This is a genomic window from Bosea sp. RAC05 (assembly GCF_001713455.1).
In the GTDB taxonomy this organism is placed as follows: domain Bacteria; phylum Pseudomonadota; class Alphaproteobacteria; order Rhizobiales; family Beijerinckiaceae; genus Allobosea.
The window spans coordinates 2,740,387-2,758,722 of the sequence record NZ_CP016464.1; the positions used below are offsets into that span (position 1 = coordinate 2,740,387).

Consider the following 18,336-nt stretch of genomic DNA (forward strand, 5'->3'; position numbering starts at 1 on the left):
GGCCCTGGGGCGATCTCGCGACCGGTGACGGACGAGGGCGTTTGGAATTGCGCGCGAAAGTGGTTCAGCGAGCAGGCCGTGTCAAACGCCGAATGCCGATTGTGACGTTCGGCGTCGTTTTGGCCACAATGCCCGGCGCTGGCCGGTCAGGGGGCATGCATCCTCGGCGATCGAACTCGCTGGTCGCTCCCGACCGGGGCCGGCTTCAGGCCATCGCGCCGTAGAGCTGGCCCAGGAAGCCGTCATAGGCCGCCCCGTCGATCCAGCGCAGCACCGCGACGAGGTCGTTCTCCGGATCGACCAGGATGACGTTGGTGCCCGCGCCCAGCGCCCAATAGGCGCTGGCAGGCAGTGCCGGGCGGGCCGTGGGGCCGCGGTTCAGCCACCACAGGAAGCCGTAATTCGAAAGCGTCGGGGAGGGCGCCACCATCTGCTTGATCCAGTCGGCCGGGACCAGGCTGCGCCCGCCCCAATCGCCGCCCCGCGCCATCAGCAGGCCAAAGCGGGCATGGTCGCGCGCGCCGATGAACAGGCCGCCGCCCCAGTGGCCGCCGCCCGGCACCGACTGCATGCGCTGCCCGTCGATCTCGACGAAGGAATTCTCATAGCCCTGCCATTCCCAGTCGGGGGAGGCACCGATCGGGTCCATGATGCGCTCGCACAGCACGTCGGGCAGAGGCCGGCGGAAGCGCTGCAGCAGCGCATAACCCAGCACGTTCACCCGCACGTCGTTGTATTCGTAGAAGCTGCCCGGCGCGTGGAACTCCCGCTTCTGGCCCTTGCGGCTGTTGTCGGCGCCCGGCCCGATCTGGCGGTTGTGGTCGACCTGGTCCGACTTGCCGAAGATCTCGCCCTGCCATTCGCTGGACTGCTGCAGCAGATGCCGCCAGGTGACCTTCGCGTTGTGGGCGCTCTCGAAGACGGGTCCGGGCACGCTCTTGGCCACCGGCTCGTCGAGATCGCCGATCAGCCCGTCCGCGACGGCGAGCCCCGCCAGCACGGACAGATAGCTCTTGGCGATCGAGAAGGTCATGTCGGCGCGGCCTGTGTCGCCCCATTCGGCGACGATCCGCCCGCCCTTCAGCACCAGACCGGCCGGGCCGCCGCGCCCGCGCACGGGCCCGACGATCTCGGTCCACGGTCCGCTCTCGTTCCATTCTCGATTCCCGACATAACTTCCATCGGGGTAGAACAGGCTCTTCGGCCAGGGGCTCTCATGGGCCTGCGCGAAGGCGACCGCCTCCGCCAGCCGGGCCTCGTCGAACCCGGCCTCGGCCGGCGCGATCGTGCTCCAGGTCGCGCCATGGGCGGCGGGAACGGCGGCGGGGGACATGGGCGGGCTCCTCACGGCGGGCAGGGGGCGGCATGGTCGCCGAACCCAAGGCGTAGCGGCGTTTTGCCGGCGCCGCCATCGGGTCAACCGCATGGTGACAACAGCGGCAGGCGGCTTGCGCCAAAGCCGACTCGCGCCTAAACACCCCTCTTCAAATGACATCGCCAGCCCCGCTCTATCCGCACCGGCATCTCCTCGGGATCGAGGGGTTGAACCATTTGGACATCGAGGCGCTGCTGGACCGGGCCGACGCCTATGTCGCGCTCTCCCGCCAGGTCGAGAAGAAGACGGCCACCCTGCGCGGCCGCACCCAGATCAACCTGTTCTTCGAGCCCTCGACCCGGACGCAAGCCTCCTTCGAGCTGGCCGGCAAGCGGCTGGGCGCCGACGTCATGAACATGTCGGTCGCGTCCTCCTCGGTGAAGAAGGGCGAGACGCTGATCGACACCGCCGCGACGCTGAACGCGATGCGGCCCGACATCATTGTCGTGCGCCATCATGCGGCCGGCGCGGTCCATCTGCTGGCCCGCAAGGTCGGCTGCTCGGTGGTGAATGCCGGCGACGGCGCCCATGAGCACCCGACCCAGGCCCTGCTCGACGCCCTGACCATCCGCCGCAACAAGGGGCGGATCATGGGGCTGACGGTCGCGATCTGCGGCGATATCCTGCATTCGCGCGTCGCCCGCTCGAACATCATCCTGCTCAATGCGCTCGGCGCCAAGGTCCGCCTGATCGCCCCCTCGACGCTTTTGCCCGCCGGCATCGAGCGCATGGGCGTCGAGGTCTTCACCGACATGAACAAGGGCCTGGAAGGCGCTGACATCGTGATGATGCTGCGCCTCCAGCTCGAGCGCATGCATGGCGCCTTCGTGCCCTCCTCGAAGGAGTATTTCCGCTATTTCGGTCTCGATCGTGAGAAGCTGCAGCGGGCCCAGCCCGATGCGCTGGTCATGCATCCAGGTCCGATGAACCGCGGGGTCGAGATCTCCTCCGAGGTCGCCGACGGCGCCCAGTCGCTGATCCGCGAGCAGGTCGAGATGGGCGTCGCGGTCCGGATGGCGGTGCTCGACGCGCTGGCGCAGCACCTGCCCAATCTGTGACGCGATGCTGAGGCTCGCGACGGGCGTTCTGGCGGCCAGGGCGAAGGGCGCGCTCTGGCTCCTGCTGTTCGCCTATGTCGCTCTGGCGGCGATGCTGCTTCATGACGATGCGGGCTCGGGCTGGACCTGGGCCCTCATTCTCGGCGGCGGCTTCATCATCGTTCTCTTCGTCGGCATCCTCTGGTTCTGGCTGGCGATCTTCAAGGGTCTGGGAGACCGCAATGGCTGACTCGCCGACCACCGTCATCGCCAATGCCGAGCTGGTCGATCCGGCGGCACGCCGGCAGGGCAGGGGTGCACTCCTGCTCCGGGACGGCAGGATCGCCGACGTCGCCTGGGGCTCGGAGCCAGCCTCGCCCGAGGGAGCGCGCCGCATCGACGCGCGTGGCCTCGTCGTCGCGCCCGGCCTGGTCGATCTGCGCGCCTTCCTCGGCGAGCCCGGCGCCGAATTCCGCGAGACGCTCGGCACGGGATCGCAGGCCGCCGCGGCCGGTGGCGTCACCACTGTCGTCTGCCGGCCCGACACCGACCCGCCGATCGACGACCCCGCGATCATCGACTTCATCAAGCGCCGCGCCCGCGACAAGGCGATCGTCAACGTCCTGCCCTGCGCGGCCCTGACCAAGGGGCTGCTCGGCAAGGAGATCACCGAGTTCGGTTTGCTGCTCGAGGCCGGCGCGGTCGCCTTCGGGGATGGAGCGAAGGCCCTGCGCAACCCGCAGATCATGCGCCGCGCCCTGATCTATGCCCGCGACTTCGACGCGCTGATCATGAACCATGTCGAGGATCCCGATCTGCGCGGCTCAGGCGTGATGGCCGAGGGCGAGTTCGCCAGCCGCAAGGGCCTGCCGGGCATTCCGCGCGAGGCCGAGACCGTGATGCTGGAGCGCGATCTGCGCCTCGCCCGCGCCACCGGCGGGCGCTACCACGCCGCGATGATCTCCTGCTCGGATTCGGTCGAGCTCATCCGCCGGGCCAAGGCCGACGGGCTTCGCGTGACCTGCGGGGCCTCGATCAACAATTTGACGCTGAACGAGAACGACGTCGGCGACTACCGCACCTTCTGCAAGGTCTCGCCGCCCTTGCGTGACGAGCCCGAGCGCTTGGCCCTGGCCGCTGCGCTGGCCGAGGGCGTCATCGACGTCGTCGTCTCCGATCACGATCCACAGGATGTTGAGACCAAGCGCCAGCCCTTCGCCGAGGCCGCCGACGGCGCTCTCGGCATCGAGACGCTGCTCTCGGCCTCACTGCGCCTGGTCCAGGCCGGCCAGATCGCCTTGCCGGACCTGCTGGCGGCACTCTCGACCAAGCCGGCCGATCTTCTCGGCCTGCGCTGCGGCCGGCTCGCGCCCGGCGCGCCCGCCGATCTGATGTGGCTCGACCTTGACGCGCCCTATGTCGTCGACAAGCGCAAGCTCAAGTCGCGCGCCAAGAATTCGCCCTTCGACGAGGCGCGCCTCGAAGGCATCGTCCAGGCGACCGTCGTCGGCGGCCGCGTGGTCTACGAGAACGCCGCCGGCTGAGCGCAGAGCACCCGGCCGGCGGCGTGTCGGGATACTGCGCTCAGACGCCCGGCGTGCCGCTGCGGCGCTGGCGGCTCGGGACGACCGGCTGCCGCTCGGGCCGGATCGGCACCATCCGTGCGAAGACCGGGTTGGGCGTATGGTCGTAGGAGGCGCCCGTGCTGGCGTCGACCGCGACTCCGATGAGGCCGCCGGCCACCACGTTGCCGGCCATGCCGGCCGCGCCGCCGCCGCTGACCTCGGTCTTGACCTCGATCTGCTGGGGATGGTGGCCCGGCATCTCGAAGGTCGCGATGAATTCCTGCTTGCGGCTGATCGGGAAGGTGCAGGGCGTCGCCGGGCAGACGAGACCCGTCGAGGTCGTCACCTTGGCGCCGGCCGGCTCCGAGTTGAAGGTCACGTCCTCGTTCGATCCGCGCGTCACGGTCCCGCAGGCGCTCACGCTGAGCGCGACAGCAACAGTCAGAAAAAGTCTCATAGTTTAGATGCCTTTGCCTCGGTTTCTTCGTGCTTCGGTTGGCATGTCGGAGGGGGCTATGTCGAGATCGCGGCGGTGGCGTCGGCGGTTTTCCCCAGGCTTCGCGGGAGGCCGGTCGGGCGTTGTCGCCGGCGTCACAAACAGGCGTTTCCCTCGACGCGGCTCCTGCTCTACATCTAGGCGCCGAAGCGAAGCAGGGATGGCACATGCCGGAGATCTTGAACTGGGGGCTGTCCTGGGCGGTCGCGGCCTCGGCGCTTGCGCTCGGCTATCTGCTCGGCTCGATTCCCTTCGGCATCATCCTCACGCGCCTGAGCGGCGGGCCCGACCTGCGCAGCATCGGCTCGGGCAATATCGGCGCGACCAATGTGCTGCGCACCGGCAACAAGAAGCTGGCGGCGCTGACCCTGCTCGGCGACATGCTCAAGGGCACGGCGGCGGTCCTGCTGGCGGCGGCGCTCCTGGGCGGGCGCGAGGCGGGGCTCGTCGCGGGGCTCGGCGCCTTCCTCGGCCATCTCTTCCCGGTCTGGCTGCGCTTCAAGGGTGGCAAGGGCGTCGCCACCTTCCTCGGGATCCTGATCGCGCTGAAGGGCTCGATCGCGCTCGTCTTCGCGGCGCTCTGGCTCAGCATCGCCTATCTCACGCGCTATTCGTCGCTGTCGGCCCTGATTGCGAGCCTGCTGACGCCGCTGCTCCTGCTGTTCTGGGTGCGGGACGCCAAGGCGGCCGCTCTGATGGCGGTGCTCGCTGCGCTGCTCTGGTTCATGCACCGCGCCAACATCGCCCGCCTGCTCGCCGGCAGCGAGGGCAAGATCGGACAGAAGGGCTGAGGCGCCCATGGCTGGGATCGTCCTCAACGATCGCCAGCGTCTCGACTGGCTGCGGTTGATCCGCAGCGAAAGCGTCGGCCCGCGCACCTTCCGCTCGCTGATGAACCGCTATGGCGGCGCCGCGGCGGCGCTGGAGGCCTTGCCGGATCTCGCGCGCCAGGCCGGCAGGACCATTCGGATCTGTCCGCAGGCCGAGGCCGAGCGCGAGATTGCGGCGCTGGACCGGCTCGGCGGGCGTCTGCTCGCCCTCGGCGAGGGCGCTTATCCGCCCGCGCTTCAGGCGATCGACACCGCCCCGCCGCTGATCGCCGTTCTCGGCCGGGTCGATGTGCTGCTGCGGCCCTGCGTTGCCATCGTCGGCTCGCGCAACGCCTCCGCCGCCGGGCTGAAATTCACCGCAAGGCTCGCGCGCGATCTCGGCGAGGCGGGATTCGTCGTGGTCTCGGGCCTGGCGCGTGGCATCGACACCGCGGCTCATGACGCGAGCCTCGGGACGGGCACCGTGGCGGTCCTCGCCGGTGGTCTCGACGAGGTCTACCCGCCGCAGAACCTGCCGCTGCTGCAGCGCCTTGTGGCCGAAGGCGCCGCGATCAGCGAGATGCCGCTCGGTCTCGCGCCCCGGGGGCGGGACTTTCCGCGCCGCAACCGCCTGGTCTCGGGGCTCTCGCTCGGCACGGTCGTGGTCGAGGCGGCCCGCAAATCCGGTTCGCTGATCACGGCCCGCTTCGCCAACGAGCAGGGCCGGCTCGTCTTCGCGGTGCCGGGCTCGCCGCTCGATCCGCGCGCCGAGGGCGGCAACCACCTGATCCGCGAGGGCGCGACGCTCTGTGCCGAGGCGGCCCATGTCGTCGAGGCGCTGGCGCCGCTGGTCGGCGATGTCGCGGCGCTGATGCCCCCGGCGACGACGATGCGGGAGGGGGCGGGAGAAACGCCGACGCAGCCGCTCTGGGACGAACTCGACCTCCCCGGCATCGAGCCCGCCCCGATGGCGCGCTGGCCGGAGCCGTCGCCCGTGACGGAGGGCTCCGTCGATGCCGCCGACGACGCCGGTTCGATCCGGCGGCGCGTGCTGGCCCTGCTCGGCGGTGCGGCGGTGTCGCTCGACGACCTCGTGCGCGCCAGCGGCTGCAGCGCCCGCGAGGTCAGCCGCACCGTTCTCGATCTCGAGTTGGAGGGCGCAATCCGGCGCCACCCCGGCGGCGCCCTGTCCCGCGTCGAGGGGTGACGCCCCCTCGGGGCCCGTTACAACCGGAGGTAGTCAAGGGCAGGGCGTCGCCGCGACGTCAGCGACTGTGATCGGGGCAGCGCCGGGTCGGGCGCTGTGCCTGGATCGCGGCTTCCAGCCGCGCCATTTCGAGGAAATAGGCCAGGCTGTCGAGGGCGGCCGAATGCGCCATCCATCGCATCTCGGCGACGAGAACCTCGATATAGCCCGCCACTTCCCACGGGGCCGCATGCGCAGGGGGACTTCGCGGCACCCTCGTCGCCGCATGCGGCTGCCTAGGCGCCGGTGTCGCGACCTGTCCGTCCCTGTCGGTGTCGTCCGCCGGAACCGGCGGGTTTCGTCCATGCGCCGTCATCTCTGACGTATCCCCGAGCAGTCTGGGCCCAATCCCAGCCATGGCGTCCCTCCGAACCGAGAGGGGCGACTGCAATTTTAACGTGTATCCAGATAAAATCTCAAGCGAATGTATGGGTCTACACGAGGAAAAGAACGGCCAGCGGCAGCGTCGCCAGGGCGAGCAGGGTCTGCAGCGTCGTGATCTCGGCCATCAGGGGCGCATCGCCGCCGAGATCGCGGGCGAGGAAATAGGCCGCCGTCGCCGTGGGAACGGACGCCGCGACGACGGTCATGGTCAGGGCAGGGCCCGAAAGGCCGAGATGGCGCGCGATCGTCCAGGCCAGCAGCGGCATCACCACGAGCTTGGTCACGACCGCGACGACATGGGCGATGCGGGGCCGCGCCAGGCTGCGCAGGTCAAGCCCGGCGCCGACCGCCAGCAGCCCGACCCCCAGAGCCGCGCGTCCCATCACGTCGAGATAGCTCACGATCGCGGCCGGCAGCATCCATTGCAGCTGGTTGAGCAGCAGGCCGACGGCGGACGACCAGATGAACGGGTTGAAGGCGATCGATCGGATCGTCGCCAGCGGGCTCATCGGACGGCCATGGGCGAAGCGCGACAGCACCAGCACGCACATCACGTTGAGCAGCGGGATCATCGCGGCGACCGCGATCGCCATCAGCGTCGTCCCGTCGCGCCCCTGCAGGCCTGCCGCCAGCGCGAGCGCGACGAAGGTGTTCCAGCGCACGGAGCCCTGGAAGATCGAGGTGAAGGCCGGCCCGTCGACGCCCGCGCGCGCCAGCAGCGGGCGCGCCAGCAGCAGAAGGGCGGCGACGATCAGGATGGCCAGGACCAGGCTCAGCCCCATCGCCAGAACGGGCAGGCGGCTGAGATCGGCCACGGCGAGGGTGTGGATCACGACCGCCGGAAACAGCACCTGATAGGTCAGCCGCTCGACGCCGAGCCAATGGTTCGGCGCAACGATGCCGCGTGCCTTCAGGAACCAGCCGGTGGCAATGACGAGAAAGACGGCGATCAGGCTGGTCAGCATGGTCTCAGGGGGGAGAGGAGGGGCGGGGGCGCCTGCGGGGAGCCGGTGGGGATCGATGCCCATGGGGAACCGGCGCGCCCGTCGGCCGTTGTGGAAGCAGGCGGCCATGGCATCCGGAGCGGACGACCCGCTTCCCATTTCATGGCCGCCGGCGTCGAGCAAGGACGCAGCCCCAGGGCGGCGTTGCGTCTGCCGCAATCCGGCCGCGATCGGTTCACGCCGCATTCAACCGCCGGGGACGACATTGCCCGCACGTCGGGGGCGTCCCCGCAGACAGGAGATCCACCATGATGTCGCTGAGGAAGACCGCCATCGTCGCGCTCGCCTCGCTGAGCGTCGTATCCGCCGGCTTCGCTGCGCCGGCCTTCGCCGCGGGGGCGCCAGCGGGCTTTGATCCGGCCCGGCTGGACAAGGCCCAGGCCGAGTACAGCCAGTACCGCTACCGCGGCTATCGCGGCGGCTGGCATCGCAGCAACCGCGGCGCCGCCGTCGCAGCCGGCGTCGGGCTGGGCATCCTCGGCGCGGCCGCCATCGCGGCGAGCCGCAACGCCTATGCCGATCCCTATTACGACGACGGCTATTATGCGCCTGCGCCGGTCTATGCGCCGGCGCCGGTCTACCGCCGCTACTACCACCAGCCCTACGACTTCCGCGACCATCGCTGAGCGTCGAGGACGAGCACTTCGGAAGCCCGCGCGTGCGAACGCGCGGGCTTTTCCTTGTCCGGAGAGGCGGCCCGTCAGGGCTGGTCGGGATCGGCCGCGTCCGCGGCCGCGGCTTCCATCCGGGTGAGCCGGTCGAGCGCGCCCTGGAGAATGTAGGCGGCCGCCATCTTGTCGACGACGCTGGCCCGCTTGGCCCGCGAGGCGTCGGCGTCGAGCAGGGTACGGGTGACCGCCAGCGTCGACATGCGCTCGTCCCAGAACAGGATCGGCAGCGGCGTCAGCGGCACGAGATGGCGCACGAAGGCCCGCGTCGACTGGACGCGCGGCCCCTCCGTGCCATCCATGTTGAGCGGCAGGCCGACGACCAGCCCGGCGACGCCATGTTTCGCCGCGATCTGCAGCAGCGCGGCGGCGTCCTGCGTGAACTTGATCCGCCTGATTGTTTCCAGCGGCGTCGCGATCCGGCGCTCCACGTCGGAGAGCGCCAGCCCGATGGTCTTGGTGCCGATATCGAGGCCGAGCAGCCGCGCATGATCGGGCAGGGCGGCGAAGGTCTCGATCGGCACGACATTGCTGGACATGGCCGGCCCCTAGCATGCGCCGCCGCGCGAGGCGAGCGGCGCAGGCAGGCGGGGCCGGCGCGGGAGCGATGGCCTCAGCCCTGCGGCTTGACGCCGGCGGCCGCCAGCGAGGTCGCCCATTTGTCGACCTCGGCCGCGAACAGCTTGGCATGGGCCTCGCGGGTCATCTCGCTCTCGGGGAAGGTGCTGGTGCCGAAAGCCTTGAACTTCTCGAGCACGGACGGCTCCTTCAGCGCCGTCCGCAGTGCGGCGTTGAGCCTGTCCAGCACCGGGACGGGGGTGCCCTTGGGCGCGTAGAGACCGTGCCAGATCGTCATGTCGAGCTTCGCGCCCGCTTCCGCCATGGTCGGGACGTCGGGCAGCACGTCGAGCCGCTGGGCCGAGGTCACCGCATAGGCGCGGATGCTCTTGCCGGTGATCTGCGGGATCGCCGAGGTTGACTGGTCGCAGAGGATGTCGATCTGGCCGCCGACGAGGTCGTTCATCGCGGGGCCCGTGCCGCGATAGGCGACCTGGTTGAACTTGGCGCCGAGTTGCTGGGACATCAGGACGGCGCAGAGATGCGAGTTGGAGCCGACGCCGGCATGCGCCACCGTCAGCTTATCGGCATTCGCCTTGATGTAGGGGAAGAACGACTTCGCATCCGTCGGCGGCAGGGCGAGCTTGCTCGCGATCACCATCGGCCCGGTGTTGACCAGCCCGATCGGCGCGAAGGCCGTCTTCGTTTCATAGCCGAGATTGTTGTAGAGCGACGGCGCCGCAGCCAGCGCGAGATGGTGGATCAGGATGGTGTGCCCGTCCGGCTCGGCCGCAGCCACGCGCTTGGCGCCCGCCGTCCCGCCGGCGCCGGCGACGTTTTCGACCACGACCGACTGGCCCAGCGTCTTGCTCATCTGCTCGCCCAGCAGCCGGGCGATGACGTCGCTCGGTCCGCCCGCGGCGAAGGAGACGATCACCGTGATCGGCTTCGTCGGAAAACTCTGCGCCAGCGCCGGCGCAGCCAGCCCCAGTGACAGCAATGCGGCCAGGGCCGCCCTCTTGGTCATGCTCATGCGTATCCTCCATGGGTCGTGATGAACGGCCGCTCTGTGGCGGCTTGGGGGGGAAGTTCAGGGACCGCGAACGCTTCAGCGCAGATCTGACAGGTAGTGAGCCTCCTCCGTCAGACACAGGCTGAACCGGCGCTCGACGGGCGAGCCCTCGAGCGACAGCGCGATCCGGTCGATCGCGAGGGCCGGCGTTCCCGCGGCGGCGCCGAGATGGCGCGCCTCCTCGGCCGAGAGCGCGACCGCCTTCAGCCGCTCGCGCGCATGGGCGATGGTGACGCCGTAGCGGGTCGCGAACAGGCTGTAGAGATTGTTCGGCACCGGCCCGTCGGCCAGTCCCGGGAAACGCTGTGCCGGCAGGCTCACGGTTTCGAGGACCGACGGGCGGCCCCCGAGCGAACGGATGCGCCGGATCCGGATGACCGCGGCCTCCGGCCCCAGCTCCAGGGCGGCCTGCTCGTCTGCGTCGACGGCGGCGATCGCGCAGGACAGCACGGTGCTGTCGGGGAAACGCGCCACGCCGTCATCGGGCACCAGCTTGAAGAACTGGAACAGGATGCGCTGCTCGTCATGCTCGGCGACGAAGGTGCCGCGGCCCTGGCGGCGCACCAGCAGGTTCTCGGCGGCGAGCTCGTCCAGCGCCTTGCGGACGGTGCCCTGGCTGACGCCGATCTCGCTCGCGAGCTGGCCTTCGCTCGGCAGCGCCGTGCCGGGGGCCCAGACGCCCTCGACGAGTCGCCGCACGAAATTCGCCTTCACCTGACGGTAAAGCGGCCGAAATCCCAGGATTTCGGCTCCGCCTGCCGTCTCGGCCGGCGCTGCAATTTCGAGCTTGTGCTCAGTCATCTGTCTTATATAAGACTTGTCGCGAGGCCGGTCGAGTCCTGAATTGCAGGCGGGAGCCGGGCGAAAGAGCGCAGCGAGGAAATCCCATGAGCAAGCCCCACCTCCTGGTCCACGAGAAGAAGGACACCGTCGGCGTCGTCGTCGTCGAAGGCCTGAAGGCCGGCACGGACATGCTGTGCGTGATCACCCACGACAATTCCGACTTCCGCCTGACCGCGAAGATGGACATCCCGATCGGTCACAAGGTCGCGCTCAAGGACATCAAGAAGGGCGAGACGATCTGGAAATACGGCCAGGACATCGGCCAGGCCCGTGCCGACGTGAAGCAGGGCGAGCATCTCCACGTCCACAACGCCAAGACCAAGCGCTGGTGAGCGCGGCACTGCCGATTTCAGACTGATCCCGACCAGAACAGGGCTCCCGGCCAGGTCGAGCCCGCCCAGCACAAGAGGAAACGCCCCATGTCGATCGTCGCCAACTTCGATCTCGTCAAAGGCAAGCTCGCCCGCATCAAGGGTCGCAAGATCGAGGCGCCCGAGTTCAAGACCCCCGTCGTCCGCCGCCCGACCGGCCGCAACCTCGATTCCTTCTTCGGCTGGCGCCGCGAGAACGGCCGCGTCGGCGTGCGCAACCACGTCCTGCTGCTGCCGCTCGACGATCTCTCCAACGCCGCCTGCGAGGCCGTTGCCAACAACGTCAAGGGCACGCTGGCGATCCCCCACGCCTATGGCCGCCTGCAGTTCGGCGAGGATCTCGAGCTCCACTTCCGCACCCTGATCGGCACGGGCTCCAACCCCAACGTCGCCGCCGTGGTCGTCGTCGGCATCGAGGACGGCTGGACCAAGCGTGTCGTCGACGGCATCGCCAAGACCGGCAAGCCCGTGGTCGGCTTCGGCATCGAGGGCCATGGCGACATCTCGACCATCGCCCGCGCCTCCTACGTCGCCAAGGAATTCGTCCAGTGGGCGACCGAGCTGCAGCGCGTGAAATGCGGTATCGAGGAGCTCTGGGTCTCGACCAAGTGCGGTGAGTCCGACACCACGACGGGCCTCTCCTCCTGCCCGACGGTGGGCAACATGTACGACAAGTGGATCCCGCGCGGCGTCTACGGCGTCTTCGGCGAGACCTCCGAGATCACCGGCGCCGAGCATCTCTGCAAGGCCCGTGCGGCAACGCCCGAGGTCGGCGAGCGCTGGTACAAGATGTGGAAGGCCTATCAGGACGACGTGATCGAGGCCCACAAGACCGACGATCTCTCCGACTCGCAGCCGACCAAGGGCAACATCGCCGGCGGACTGACCACGATCGAGGAGAAGGCGCTCGGCAACCTCGAGAAGATCGGCCGGGAGTGCAAATACATCGACATCCTCGAGCCAGCGCAGGCGCCGACCAAGGGGCCGGGCCTCTACTACATGGACACCTCTTCGGCCGCGGCCGAATGCGTGACCCTGATGGCGGCGGGCGGCTATGTCGTGCACACCTTCCCGACCGGGCAGGGCAACGTCATCGGCAATCCGATCGTCCCGGTCATTAAGATCACCGGCAACCCCAAGACGATGCGCACCATGCCGGAGCATATCGACGTCGACGTCTCCGGCATCCTGCGCCGCGACATGACGATCCCGCAGGCGGGCGACGCCCTGATCGAGAACATCGTGCGCACGGCGAATGGCCGCCTCACGGCAGCCGAGGCTCTGGGCCATCGCGAGTTCTCGATGACCAAGCTATACCGCTCGGCCTGAGCCGCAGCCGGTCGCCGGGGCACCGCCGCACGCGGTGCCCCGGCGACCCCGTTCCGCTCCGGCCTGGATTTCGGGAGCCTTCCGTCTTGTCCCTTGCGACCACGATCCGCGTCAGTGCCTGGCGTCCGCTCCTCGACGGCATCGTGCTGTCCGCCGCGGTCGCGGTCGCCGCCTACATCGCCGAACCACTGGTGAAATCCGCCGCCGGCGGCCGTTTCGGCATCCCTGCCGTGGTGATCGCCCTGATCATCGGCATGGTTCTGCATCCTCTGGCCAACGCGCCGCGCTTCCAGGCCGGCATGACCTTCTGCGTCAAGAAGATGCTGCGCTGGGCGATCGGGCTTCTGGGCCTGCGCGTCGCGCTGGGCGACATCATCGCGCTCGGCCTGACCACGGCTCTCCTCGTCATCGTTGCGATGGCCGCCACCATCCTTTCCGGCTTCCTGCTGGCGCGCTGGCTCGGCCGCGAGACCGGCATGGGCGCGCTCGGCGGCGTCGCCACCGCCGTCTGCGGCGCCTCGGCGGCCCTCGCCACCGCGACCGTCGTGCCGGACTACAAGAGCAAGGCCGCCGACGTCGCCTTCACCGTCATCGCGATGAACGCGCTCTCGACGGTGGCGATGCTGGCCTATCCGCTGATCTGCGTCTGGCTCGGCTTCACGCCGTCGCAAACCGGCATCATGCTGGGCGCCACCATCCATGACGTGGCGCAGGTCGTCGGCGCGGGGCAGGCGGTCTCGGTCGAGGCCGCCAACGCCGCGATCATCGTCAAGCTGTTCCGCGTCTTCCTGCTGCTGCCCGCCGTGCTGATCGTTGGCTGGTGGCTCGTCCATGACGATGCGAAGCGGGCGGGAGACGTCGCCGGCAAGGCCAAGGTGCCGGTCCCGGTCTTCGCGATCATGTTCCTCGTGCTGTGCCTGGTGAACAGCGTGCTCGCGGTGCAGCCGGCCCTGGCCGGCGTCTATCCGCCGATCCGCACGCTCCTGCTGACCGTCTCGACCTGGGGCCTGCTCGTCGCGATCGCCGCGCTCGGGCTCGGCACCTCGCTCGGCGCGATGGCGCGGCTCGGCTGGCGCCATCTGGTGCTCGTCACCGGCACGAGCCTCGTCATCCTCGTCATCGTCACCGGCAGCCTGCTCGCGCTCGGCTGACGCCATCACCGGAAGGGCCTGCCATGACCGACATCGTCATCACGGAATTCATGGACGAGGCGGCGGTCGCGGCGCTGAAGGCCCGCTACGACGTCCATCACGACCCCGAACTCTTCGGCAAGCCCGATGAACTGGCGAAGCTCGTCGCCGACGTGCCCGCCCTGATCGTGCGCAACCAGACCAATGTCAGGGGCCCGGTTATCGAGGCTGCCAAGGCGCTGAAGGTCGTCGGCCGGCTCGGCGTCGGCCTCGACAACATCGACATGGAGGCCTGCGAGGCGCGCGGCATCAAGGTCTTCCCGGCGACGGGAGCCAACAGCCTCTCCGTCGTCGAATACGTCATCGGCAGCGCCATGATGCTGCTGCGCGGCGCCTATTTCGCCAATGCTGCAATGGTGGCCGGCGAGTTCCCGAAGACCAAGCTGATCGGCCGCGAGATCGCCGGCAAGCGGCTCGGCCTCGTCGGCTTCGGCGCCATCGCCCGCGACACCGCCGCCCATGGCCGTTTGCTCGGCATGACGGTTTCGGCCTTTGACCCCTATGTCCCGGCCGACCATCCGGCCTGGGCTAACGCCGAGCGGCTCGATCTCGATGCGCTGCTGGCGAATTCCGACGTCGTCAGCATCCATCTGCCGCTGACGCCCGAGACCAAGGGTCTGATCGGCAAGGACGCGCTCGCCCGGATGAAGCCCGACGCCATCCTGATCAACGCCGCCCGCGGCGGCATCATGGACGAGGCCGCGCTGGTCGCGGCGCTGAAGGCCGGCAAACTCGGCGGCGCGGCGATCGACGTCTTCGCCGAGGAGCCCCTGCGCGGCGCCGGCAAGCTCTTCGCCGATGTCCCCAACCTGATCCTGACGCCCCATATCGCCGGCAACACGGTCGAATCCAACGGCCGCGTCTCCGGGCTGGTGGCCGAGCGCGTCATGGCGGCGCTGGAGGGACGGCTGTGACCCGCGTCTCCTTCGAGCGGGCCGAGGCCCGCCTGACCGACCTCTTCGCTGCTGCCGGCGCCTCGCCGGCCAATGCGGCCTCCGTCGCCTGGGCGCTGGTGATGGCCGAGGCCGACGGGCTGAAAGGCCACGGCCTGTCGCGCGTGCCGACCTATCTCGCCATGCTGAAAGCCGGCAAGATCGACGGGCAGGTCGTGCCCAAGGCGAGCCGGCCGAAGCCCGGCGTGCTGGCCATCGATGCCGGGCACGGCTTCGCCTATCCGGCGATCGACCTCGCCATCGCCGAAATCCCCGATCTCGCCCGTGACCAGGGCATCGTGGCGGCACCGATCCGCCGCTCGAACCATTGCGGTGCCGCCGGCCTGCATGTCGAGCGCCTCGCCGAGCAGGGCCTCGTCGCGCTGCTGTTTGCCAACACGCCGGGCGCGATCGCGCCCTGGGGCGGCTCCAAGCCGGTCTTCGGCACCAACCCGATCGCCTTTGCCGCGCCGCTCGCCGGGCGGGAGCCGGTCGTCATCGACATGGCGCTGTCCAAGGTCGCGCGCGGCCCGATCGTCGCCGCCAAGCAGAAGGGGCAGGCCATCCCCGAGGGCTGGGCGCTCGACGTCCACGGCAAGCCGACGACGGATGCCGCGGCTGCGCTCGCCGGCACCATGGTGCCGCTGGGCGACGCAAAGGGCGCGACGCTGGCGATGATGGTCGAGATCCTCGCCGCGGCTCTGGTGGGCGCGCATTTCGGCTTCCAGGCCTCCTCCTTCCTCGACACCGAAGGCGGTCCGCCCGATACGGGACAGCTCATCCTCGCCATCGACCCGCACGCCATGGGCGGCAACTGGTTCGACGAGCGCATGCGCGCGCTGGTCCACGCCATCGAGGCGCAGGAGGGAACGCGACTGCCGGGAGTGCGCCGCCTGACGCTGCGGGCGAAGGCGCGGGCGGAAGGGATTGAGATGCCGGAGGAACTGCTGGGCACGGACTAGGTGTCCGGCTCCGTCTCGGTCGGTTTAGGAAACGCACGCTCGACATCGCGTCCGCCGTAAAGGACGCGTTCAATGGTGACTTCGGTATCACCGACCCGGAATGCGATCGTGACCCGCTGTTCCAGGCCGATGAGGCGCAACCCCGGCACCAGATCATGTCTCAGGGTCCCGCGAACCGGAAAGTGTCGCAACGACTCGATGCGGCGCTCGATACGGTCGACAAAGCCACGGGCCGTGCGAGTCCCGGATTGATCGGCGATCCAGTCGACGATCGCTTCGATATCGGCTTCGGCGAGTGGCGAGAAGGCGATCTTATACCGTTTCACCCTCGCGGGCCTCGCGCTCGTCGAGGCGGGACCGCAACCGCGCAAACACCTCCGCAGCCGGAATCGACGGCCGCGGATCCGCCAGCGCCTCCTCGACCTTCGCCTTCAGTTCGGCTTCGAACGCCCGTTCCTCGCGGGCGAGCGCCTCCAACCCGGCCCGCACGACCTCGCTCGGCGACCCATACTCGCCCGAGCGGACCCGTTCCTCGACCTTCCCGGCGAGATCGCCGAGCGTGACCGTCAGCGTCGTGTTCGGATCATCCATCGTGGACCTCCTCTGTCACGTCTCGCAATTCTAGCATCCGAGCCGCTGTCGCGACAGTCAGACGAAGTCGAACGCATCGACATCGACCAGCCCCTTGTCGGTGATCTTGAGATGCGGGATCACCGGCAGCGTCAGGAAGGCGACCTGCAGGAAGGGCTCGGCCAGCGCGACGCCGAGCGCCTTGGCGGCCGCGCGCAGATCCTCGAGCCTGTGCCGCACGGTCTCGAAGGGCTGGTCGCTCATCAGCCCCGCCACCGGCAGCGCCAGTTCCGCCGTCACCTCCCCGCCATCGGCGACCGCAAAGCCACCGCCGATGGCGATCAGCCGGTTGGCGGCGGCGGCCATCGAGGCGGCGTCGACGCCGACCACGCAGAGATTATGGCTGTCATGGCCGACGGAGGAGGCGATCGCGCCGCGCTTCATCCCGAAGCCATGGACGAAGCCCGTCGCGATGCCGCCGCTCTGTCCGTGGCGCTCGATCACCGTGACCTTGACCGCGTCCTGCGCTAGATCGGGCAGGGCCTCGCCATCGCGGGCGGGCAGCCGCAGCGCCAGCCGCTCGGTGATGATGCGGCCGGGCACGACGCCGATCACGGGCGTCTCGCCCTCCCGGGCCACTGCCCGGAAGTCGCTCTCCGTGAGCGCACGGCTCTTCACGCTGCCGAGCCCGACCGGCGCCACCGGCACGCGGTCGGCGAAGAGCCTATCCTCGACCAGCCGTCCACCAGCGAAGACCCGCTTCACCGAGCAGGCGGCGAGATCCTCGACCAGCACGATGTCGGCGCGCTTGCCCGGGCCGATGAAGCCGCGGTCGAACAGGCCGTAGAGCCGCGCCGCCGAGAGCGAGGCGATGCGGTAGGTCGCAAGCACATCCGCGCCGCGGGCGATGGCGGTGCGGATCATGAAGTCGAGATGGCCTTCCTCGGCGATGTCGAGCGGGTTGCGGTCATCCGTGCAGAAGGCCAGAAACGGCGAGGCGTCGCGCGAGATCAGCGGGATCAGCTGCAGCAGATCCTTCGAGACCGAGCCCTCGCGGATCAGGATCGCCATGCCCTTGGCGAGCTTTTCGCGCGCCTCGTCTGCGGTCGTCGTCTCGTGGTCGGTGCGGATGCCGGCGGCGAGATAGGCGTTGAGGTCCATCCCGCGGACCAGCGGCGCATGGCCGTCGATGGGGCGGCCGGAGAAGGCCTCGAGCTTGGCCAGGCAACCGGGATCGCGATGGATCACGCCCGGAAAGTTCATGAACTCCGCCAGCCCGATCACCTTCGGGTGGTCCATCATCGGTGTCAGGTCGCCGGCCTCCAGCCGCGCGCCAGCCGTCTCCAGATGCGTCGCCGGCACGCAGCTCGACAGGTTGACGCGCAGATCCATCCGCATCGCCTCGGCGCAGCGCAGGAAATAGGCGATGCCGTCGACGCCGAGCACATTGGCGATCTCGTGGGGGTCGCAGATCGCGGTGGTGACGCCATGGGGCAGCACGCAGCGCTCGAATTCGAGCGGCGTCACCAGCGAGGATTCGACATGCAGATGCGTGTCGATGAAGCCCGGCACCGCGATCAGCCCGGTGGCGTCATGCTCGACCTTGCCCTCGTAGCGGCCATGGGTGCCGACGATCGTATCGCCGCAGAGCGCGATGTCGGATTCCACCAGCGCGCCCGTCACCAGATCGAGCAGCCTCGCGCCCCGGATCACGAGGTCGGCAGGCTCGTCGCCGCGTCCCTGGGCGATCCGGCGGGCGAGGGTGGCGGCATCGGTCATGGGTTGCTGTCCAGCATCATTCAGGGCGGGGAGGGTGCACGGCTGACGATCGCTTGTCGATTGCGCCACCATTCTGGCACCGTGATGTCATCCCAATCACGACGGCGATGATCTATATCCGATCGCCCATCTCGCCTGATCGCCTC

21 protein-coding genes are annotated in these 18,336 nt (G+C 69.2%); 11 read left to right on the top strand and 10 right to left on the bottom strand.

Features of this window, described 5'->3' with window-relative positions; all coding sequences use genetic code 11:
• Window positions 1-205 precede the first annotated feature (205 nt).
• Window positions 206-1,333, bottom strand: coding sequence for a serine hydrolase domain-containing protein (locus tag BSY19_RS16435; RefSeq protein ID WP_069055082.1), 1,128 nt, complete (start codon window positions 1,331-1,333; stop codon window positions 206-208).
• A gap of 155 nt (window positions 1,334-1,488) precedes the next feature.
• Here BSY19_RS16435 and BSY19_RS16440 point away from each other — a divergent pair, with 155 nt between their 5' ends.
• The 3 genes from BSY19_RS16440 to pyrC are packed head-to-tail and all read left to right on the top strand — an operon-like array spanning window position 1,489 to window position 3,956.
• A complete protein-coding gene (locus BSY19_RS16440) occupies window positions 1,489-2,433 on the top strand; it encodes an aspartate carbamoyltransferase catalytic subunit (RefSeq protein WP_069055083.1) in 945 nt (314 codons plus the stop codon).
• Window positions 2,434-2,437: 4 nt separating this feature from the next.
• The gene (locus BSY19_RS16445; RefSeq protein WP_069055084.1) at window positions 2,438-2,662 is read left to right on the top strand and encodes a hypothetical protein; all 225 of its coding nucleotides are present in this window, start codon (window positions 2,438-2,440) and stop codon (window positions 2,660-2,662) included.
• Complete coding sequence (gene pyrC, locus BSY19_RS16450; RefSeq protein WP_069055085.1) at window positions 2,655-3,956, top strand: dihydroorotase; 1,302 nt, start codon at window positions 2,655-2,657, stop codon at window positions 3,954-3,956. Before BSY19_RS16445 ends, pyrC begins: the two co-directional genes overlap by 8 nt.
• 40 nt (window positions 3,957-3,996) lie before the next feature.
• Here the strand turns inward: pyrC and BSY19_RS16455 are convergent, their stop codons facing one another.
• The gene (locus BSY19_RS16455; RefSeq protein WP_069055086.1) at window positions 3,997-4,434 is read right to left on the bottom strand and encodes a translation initiation factor 2; all 438 of its coding nucleotides are present in this window, start codon (window positions 4,432-4,434) and stop codon (window positions 3,997-3,999) included.
• 206 nt (window positions 4,435-4,640) lie between these two features.
• On the opposite strand from BSY19_RS16455, the gene plsY reads away from it, so the two are divergent.
• Both plsY and dprA read left to right on the top strand, forming a co-directional pair.
• The gene (gene plsY, locus BSY19_RS16460; RefSeq protein ID WP_069055087.1) at window positions 4,641-5,264 is read left to right on the top strand and encodes a glycerol-3-phosphate 1-O-acyltransferase PlsY; all 624 of its coding nucleotides are present in this window, start codon (window positions 4,641-4,643) and stop codon (window positions 5,262-5,264) included.
• 16 nt (window positions 5,265-5,280) lie between these two features.
• On the top strand, window positions 5,281-6,489 hold the full coding sequence (dprA, locus tag BSY19_RS16465) for a DNA-processing protein DprA (RefSeq protein WP_069057180.1): 1,209 nt from the start codon (window positions 5,281-5,283) through the stop codon (window positions 6,487-6,489).
• 58 nt (window positions 6,490-6,547) lie between these two features.
• Here the strand turns inward: dprA and BSY19_RS27990 are convergent, their stop codons facing one another.
• Window positions 6,548-6,703: a hypothetical protein gene (locus BSY19_RS27990; RefSeq protein ID WP_171905160.1), complete on the bottom strand. Its 156-nt coding sequence runs from the start codon at window positions 6,701-6,703 to the stop codon at window positions 6,548-6,550.
• Between the two features lie 259 nt (window positions 6,704-6,962).
• Window positions 6,963-7,877, bottom strand: a complete 915-nt coding sequence (locus tag BSY19_RS16470; protein ID WP_069055088.1) for an AEC family transporter — start codon at window positions 7,875-7,877, stop codon at window positions 6,963-6,965.
• 287 nt (window positions 7,878-8,164) lie between these two features.
• Between BSY19_RS16470 and BSY19_RS16475 the strand changes: the two genes are divergently transcribed.
• The gene (locus BSY19_RS16475) at window positions 8,165-8,542 is read left to right on the top strand and encodes a hypothetical protein (protein WP_069055089.1); all 378 of its coding nucleotides are present in this window, start codon (window positions 8,165-8,167) and stop codon (window positions 8,540-8,542) included.
• Between the two features lie 74 nt (window positions 8,543-8,616).
• Here BSY19_RS16475 and ruvX read toward each other — a convergent pair whose 3' ends face one another.
• The 3 genes from ruvX to BSY19_RS16490 all read right to left on the bottom strand — a co-directional run bounded on the left by ruvX (window position 8,617) and on the right by BSY19_RS16490 (window position 11,015).
• Complete coding sequence (gene ruvX, locus BSY19_RS16480) at window positions 8,617-9,123, bottom strand: Holliday junction resolvase RuvX (RefSeq protein WP_069055090.1); 507 nt, start codon at window positions 9,121-9,123, stop codon at window positions 8,617-8,619.
• A gap of 74 nt (window positions 9,124-9,197) precedes the next feature.
• Window positions 9,198-10,175 (bottom strand): tripartite tricarboxylate transporter substrate-binding protein, encoded by a 978-nt coding sequence (locus BSY19_RS16485; protein ID WP_150129642.1) that lies wholly within the window; start codon window positions 10,173-10,175, stop codon window positions 9,198-9,200.
• A 75-nt stretch (window positions 10,176-10,250) separates the two neighbouring features.
• The gene (locus tag BSY19_RS16490) at window positions 10,251-11,015 is read right to left on the bottom strand and encodes a GntR family transcriptional regulator (protein WP_069055091.1); all 765 of its coding nucleotides are present in this window, start codon (window positions 11,013-11,015) and stop codon (window positions 10,251-10,253) included.
• An 86-nt stretch (window positions 11,016-11,101) separates the two neighbouring features.
• Between BSY19_RS16490 and BSY19_RS16495 the strand changes: the two genes are divergently transcribed.
• From BSY19_RS16495 to BSY19_RS16515, 5 genes are all read left to right on the top strand, one after another.
• Window positions 11,102-11,389 carry a UxaA family hydrolase gene (locus BSY19_RS16495; protein ID WP_069055092.1) on the top strand — a complete coding sequence of 96 codons (288 nt, stop codon included), beginning with the start codon at window positions 11,102-11,104 and terminating at the stop codon, window positions 11,387-11,389.
• An 87-nt stretch (window positions 11,390-11,476) separates the two neighbouring features.
• Entirely contained in the window at window positions 11,477-12,757 is a 1,281-nt protein-coding gene (locus BSY19_RS16500; protein WP_083247655.1) for a UxaA family hydrolase, read from the top strand.
• 86 nt (window positions 12,758-12,843) lie between these two features.
• Window positions 12,844-13,908: a YeiH family protein gene (locus tag BSY19_RS16505; protein ID WP_236840379.1), complete on the top strand. Its 1,065-nt coding sequence runs from the start codon at window positions 12,844-12,846 to the stop codon at window positions 13,906-13,908.
• Between the two features lie 23 nt (window positions 13,909-13,931).
• The gene (locus BSY19_RS16510) at window positions 13,932-14,861 is read left to right on the top strand and encodes a hydroxyacid dehydrogenase (protein WP_069055093.1); all 930 of its coding nucleotides are present in this window, start codon (window positions 13,932-13,934) and stop codon (window positions 14,859-14,861) included.
• A complete protein-coding gene (locus tag BSY19_RS16515; RefSeq protein ID WP_069055094.1) occupies window positions 14,858-15,841 on the top strand; it encodes an Ldh family oxidoreductase in 984 nt (327 codons plus the stop codon). Before BSY19_RS16510 ends, BSY19_RS16515 begins: the two co-directional genes overlap by 4 nt.
• Here the strand turns inward: BSY19_RS16515 and BSY19_RS16520 are convergent.
• The 3 genes from BSY19_RS16520 to ade are packed head-to-tail and all read right to left on the bottom strand — an operon-like array spanning window position 15,838 to window position 18,190.
• Window positions 15,838-16,167 (bottom strand): type II toxin-antitoxin system RelE/ParE family toxin, encoded by a 330-nt coding sequence (locus tag BSY19_RS16520; RefSeq protein ID WP_069055095.1) that lies wholly within the window; start codon window positions 16,165-16,167, stop codon window positions 15,838-15,840. The two genes, BSY19_RS16515 and BSY19_RS16520, sit on opposite strands and share 4 nt — an antisense overlap.
• The gene (locus BSY19_RS16525) at window positions 16,154-16,432 is read right to left on the bottom strand and encodes a ribbon-helix-helix domain-containing protein (RefSeq protein ID WP_069055096.1); all 279 of its coding nucleotides are present in this window, start codon (window positions 16,430-16,432) and stop codon (window positions 16,154-16,156) included. Before BSY19_RS16525 ends, BSY19_RS16520 begins: the two co-directional genes overlap by 14 nt.
• A 57-nt stretch (window positions 16,433-16,489) precedes the next feature.
• Complete coding sequence (ade, locus tag BSY19_RS16530) at window positions 16,490-18,190, bottom strand: adenine deaminase (RefSeq protein ID WP_069055097.1); 1,701 nt, start codon at window positions 18,188-18,190, stop codon at window positions 16,490-16,492.
• Between the last annotated feature and the right edge of the window lie 146 nt (window positions 18,191-18,336).

Excerpts from the sequence above, each read along its gene's own strand:
- BSY19_RS16445 (WP_069055084.1), top strand. The coding sequence starts at position 2,438 with ATGCTGAGGCTCGCGACGGGCGTTCTGGCGGCCAGGGCGAAGGGCGCG.
- BSY19_RS16470 (WP_069055088.1), bottom strand. The coding sequence starts at position 7,877 with ATGCTGACCAGCCTGATCGCCGTCTTTCTCGTCATTGCCACCGGCTGG.
- BSY19_RS16455 (WP_069055086.1), bottom strand. The coding sequence starts at position 4,434 with ATGAGACTTTTTCTGACTGTTGCTGTCGCGCTCAGCGTGAGCGCCTGC.
- plsY (WP_069055087.1), top strand. The coding sequence starts at position 4,641 with ATGCCGGAGATCTTGAACTGGGGGCTGTCCTGGGCGGTCGCGGCCTCG.
- BSY19_RS16435 (WP_069055082.1), bottom strand. The coding sequence starts at position 1,333 with ATGTCCCCCGCCGCCGTTCCCGCCGCCCATGGCGCGACCTGGAGCACG.
- BSY19_RS16525 (WP_069055096.1), bottom strand. The coding sequence starts at position 16,432 with ATGGATGATCCGAACACGACGCTGACGGTCACGCTCGGCGATCTCGCC.
- BSY19_RS16510 (WP_069055093.1), top strand. The coding sequence starts at position 13,932 with ATGACCGACATCGTCATCACGGAATTCATGGACGAGGCGGCGGTCGCG.
- BSY19_RS16485 (WP_150129642.1), bottom strand. The coding sequence starts at position 10,175 with ATGAGCATGACCAAGAGGGCGGCCCTGGCCGCATTGCTGTCACTGGGG.
- BSY19_RS16475 (WP_069055089.1), top strand. The coding sequence starts at position 8,165 with ATGATGTCGCTGAGGAAGACCGCCATCGTCGCGCTCGCCTCGCTGAGC.
- BSY19_RS16495 (WP_069055092.1), top strand. The coding sequence starts at position 11,102 with ATGAGCAAGCCCCACCTCCTGGTCCACGAGAAGAAGGACACCGTCGGC.
- pyrC (WP_069055085.1), top strand. The coding sequence starts at position 2,655 with ATGGCTGACTCGCCGACCACCGTCATCGCCAATGCCGAGCTGGTCGAT.
- BSY19_RS16500 (WP_083247655.1), top strand. The coding sequence starts at position 11,477 with ATGTCGATCGTCGCCAACTTCGATCTCGTCAAAGGCAAGCTCGCCCGC.
- ade (WP_069055097.1), bottom strand. The coding sequence starts at position 18,190 with ATGACCGATGCCGCCACCCTCGCCCGCCGGATCGCCCAGGGACGCGGC.
- ruvX (WP_069055090.1), bottom strand. The coding sequence starts at position 9,123 with ATGTCCAGCAATGTCGTGCCGATCGAGACCTTCGCCGCCCTGCCCGAT.
- BSY19_RS16490 (WP_069055091.1), bottom strand. The coding sequence starts at position 11,015 with ATGACTGAGCACAAGCTCGAAATTGCAGCGCCGGCCGAGACGGCAGGC.
- BSY19_RS16440 (WP_069055083.1), top strand. The coding sequence starts at position 1,489 with ATGACATCGCCAGCCCCGCTCTATCCGCACCGGCATCTCCTCGGGATC.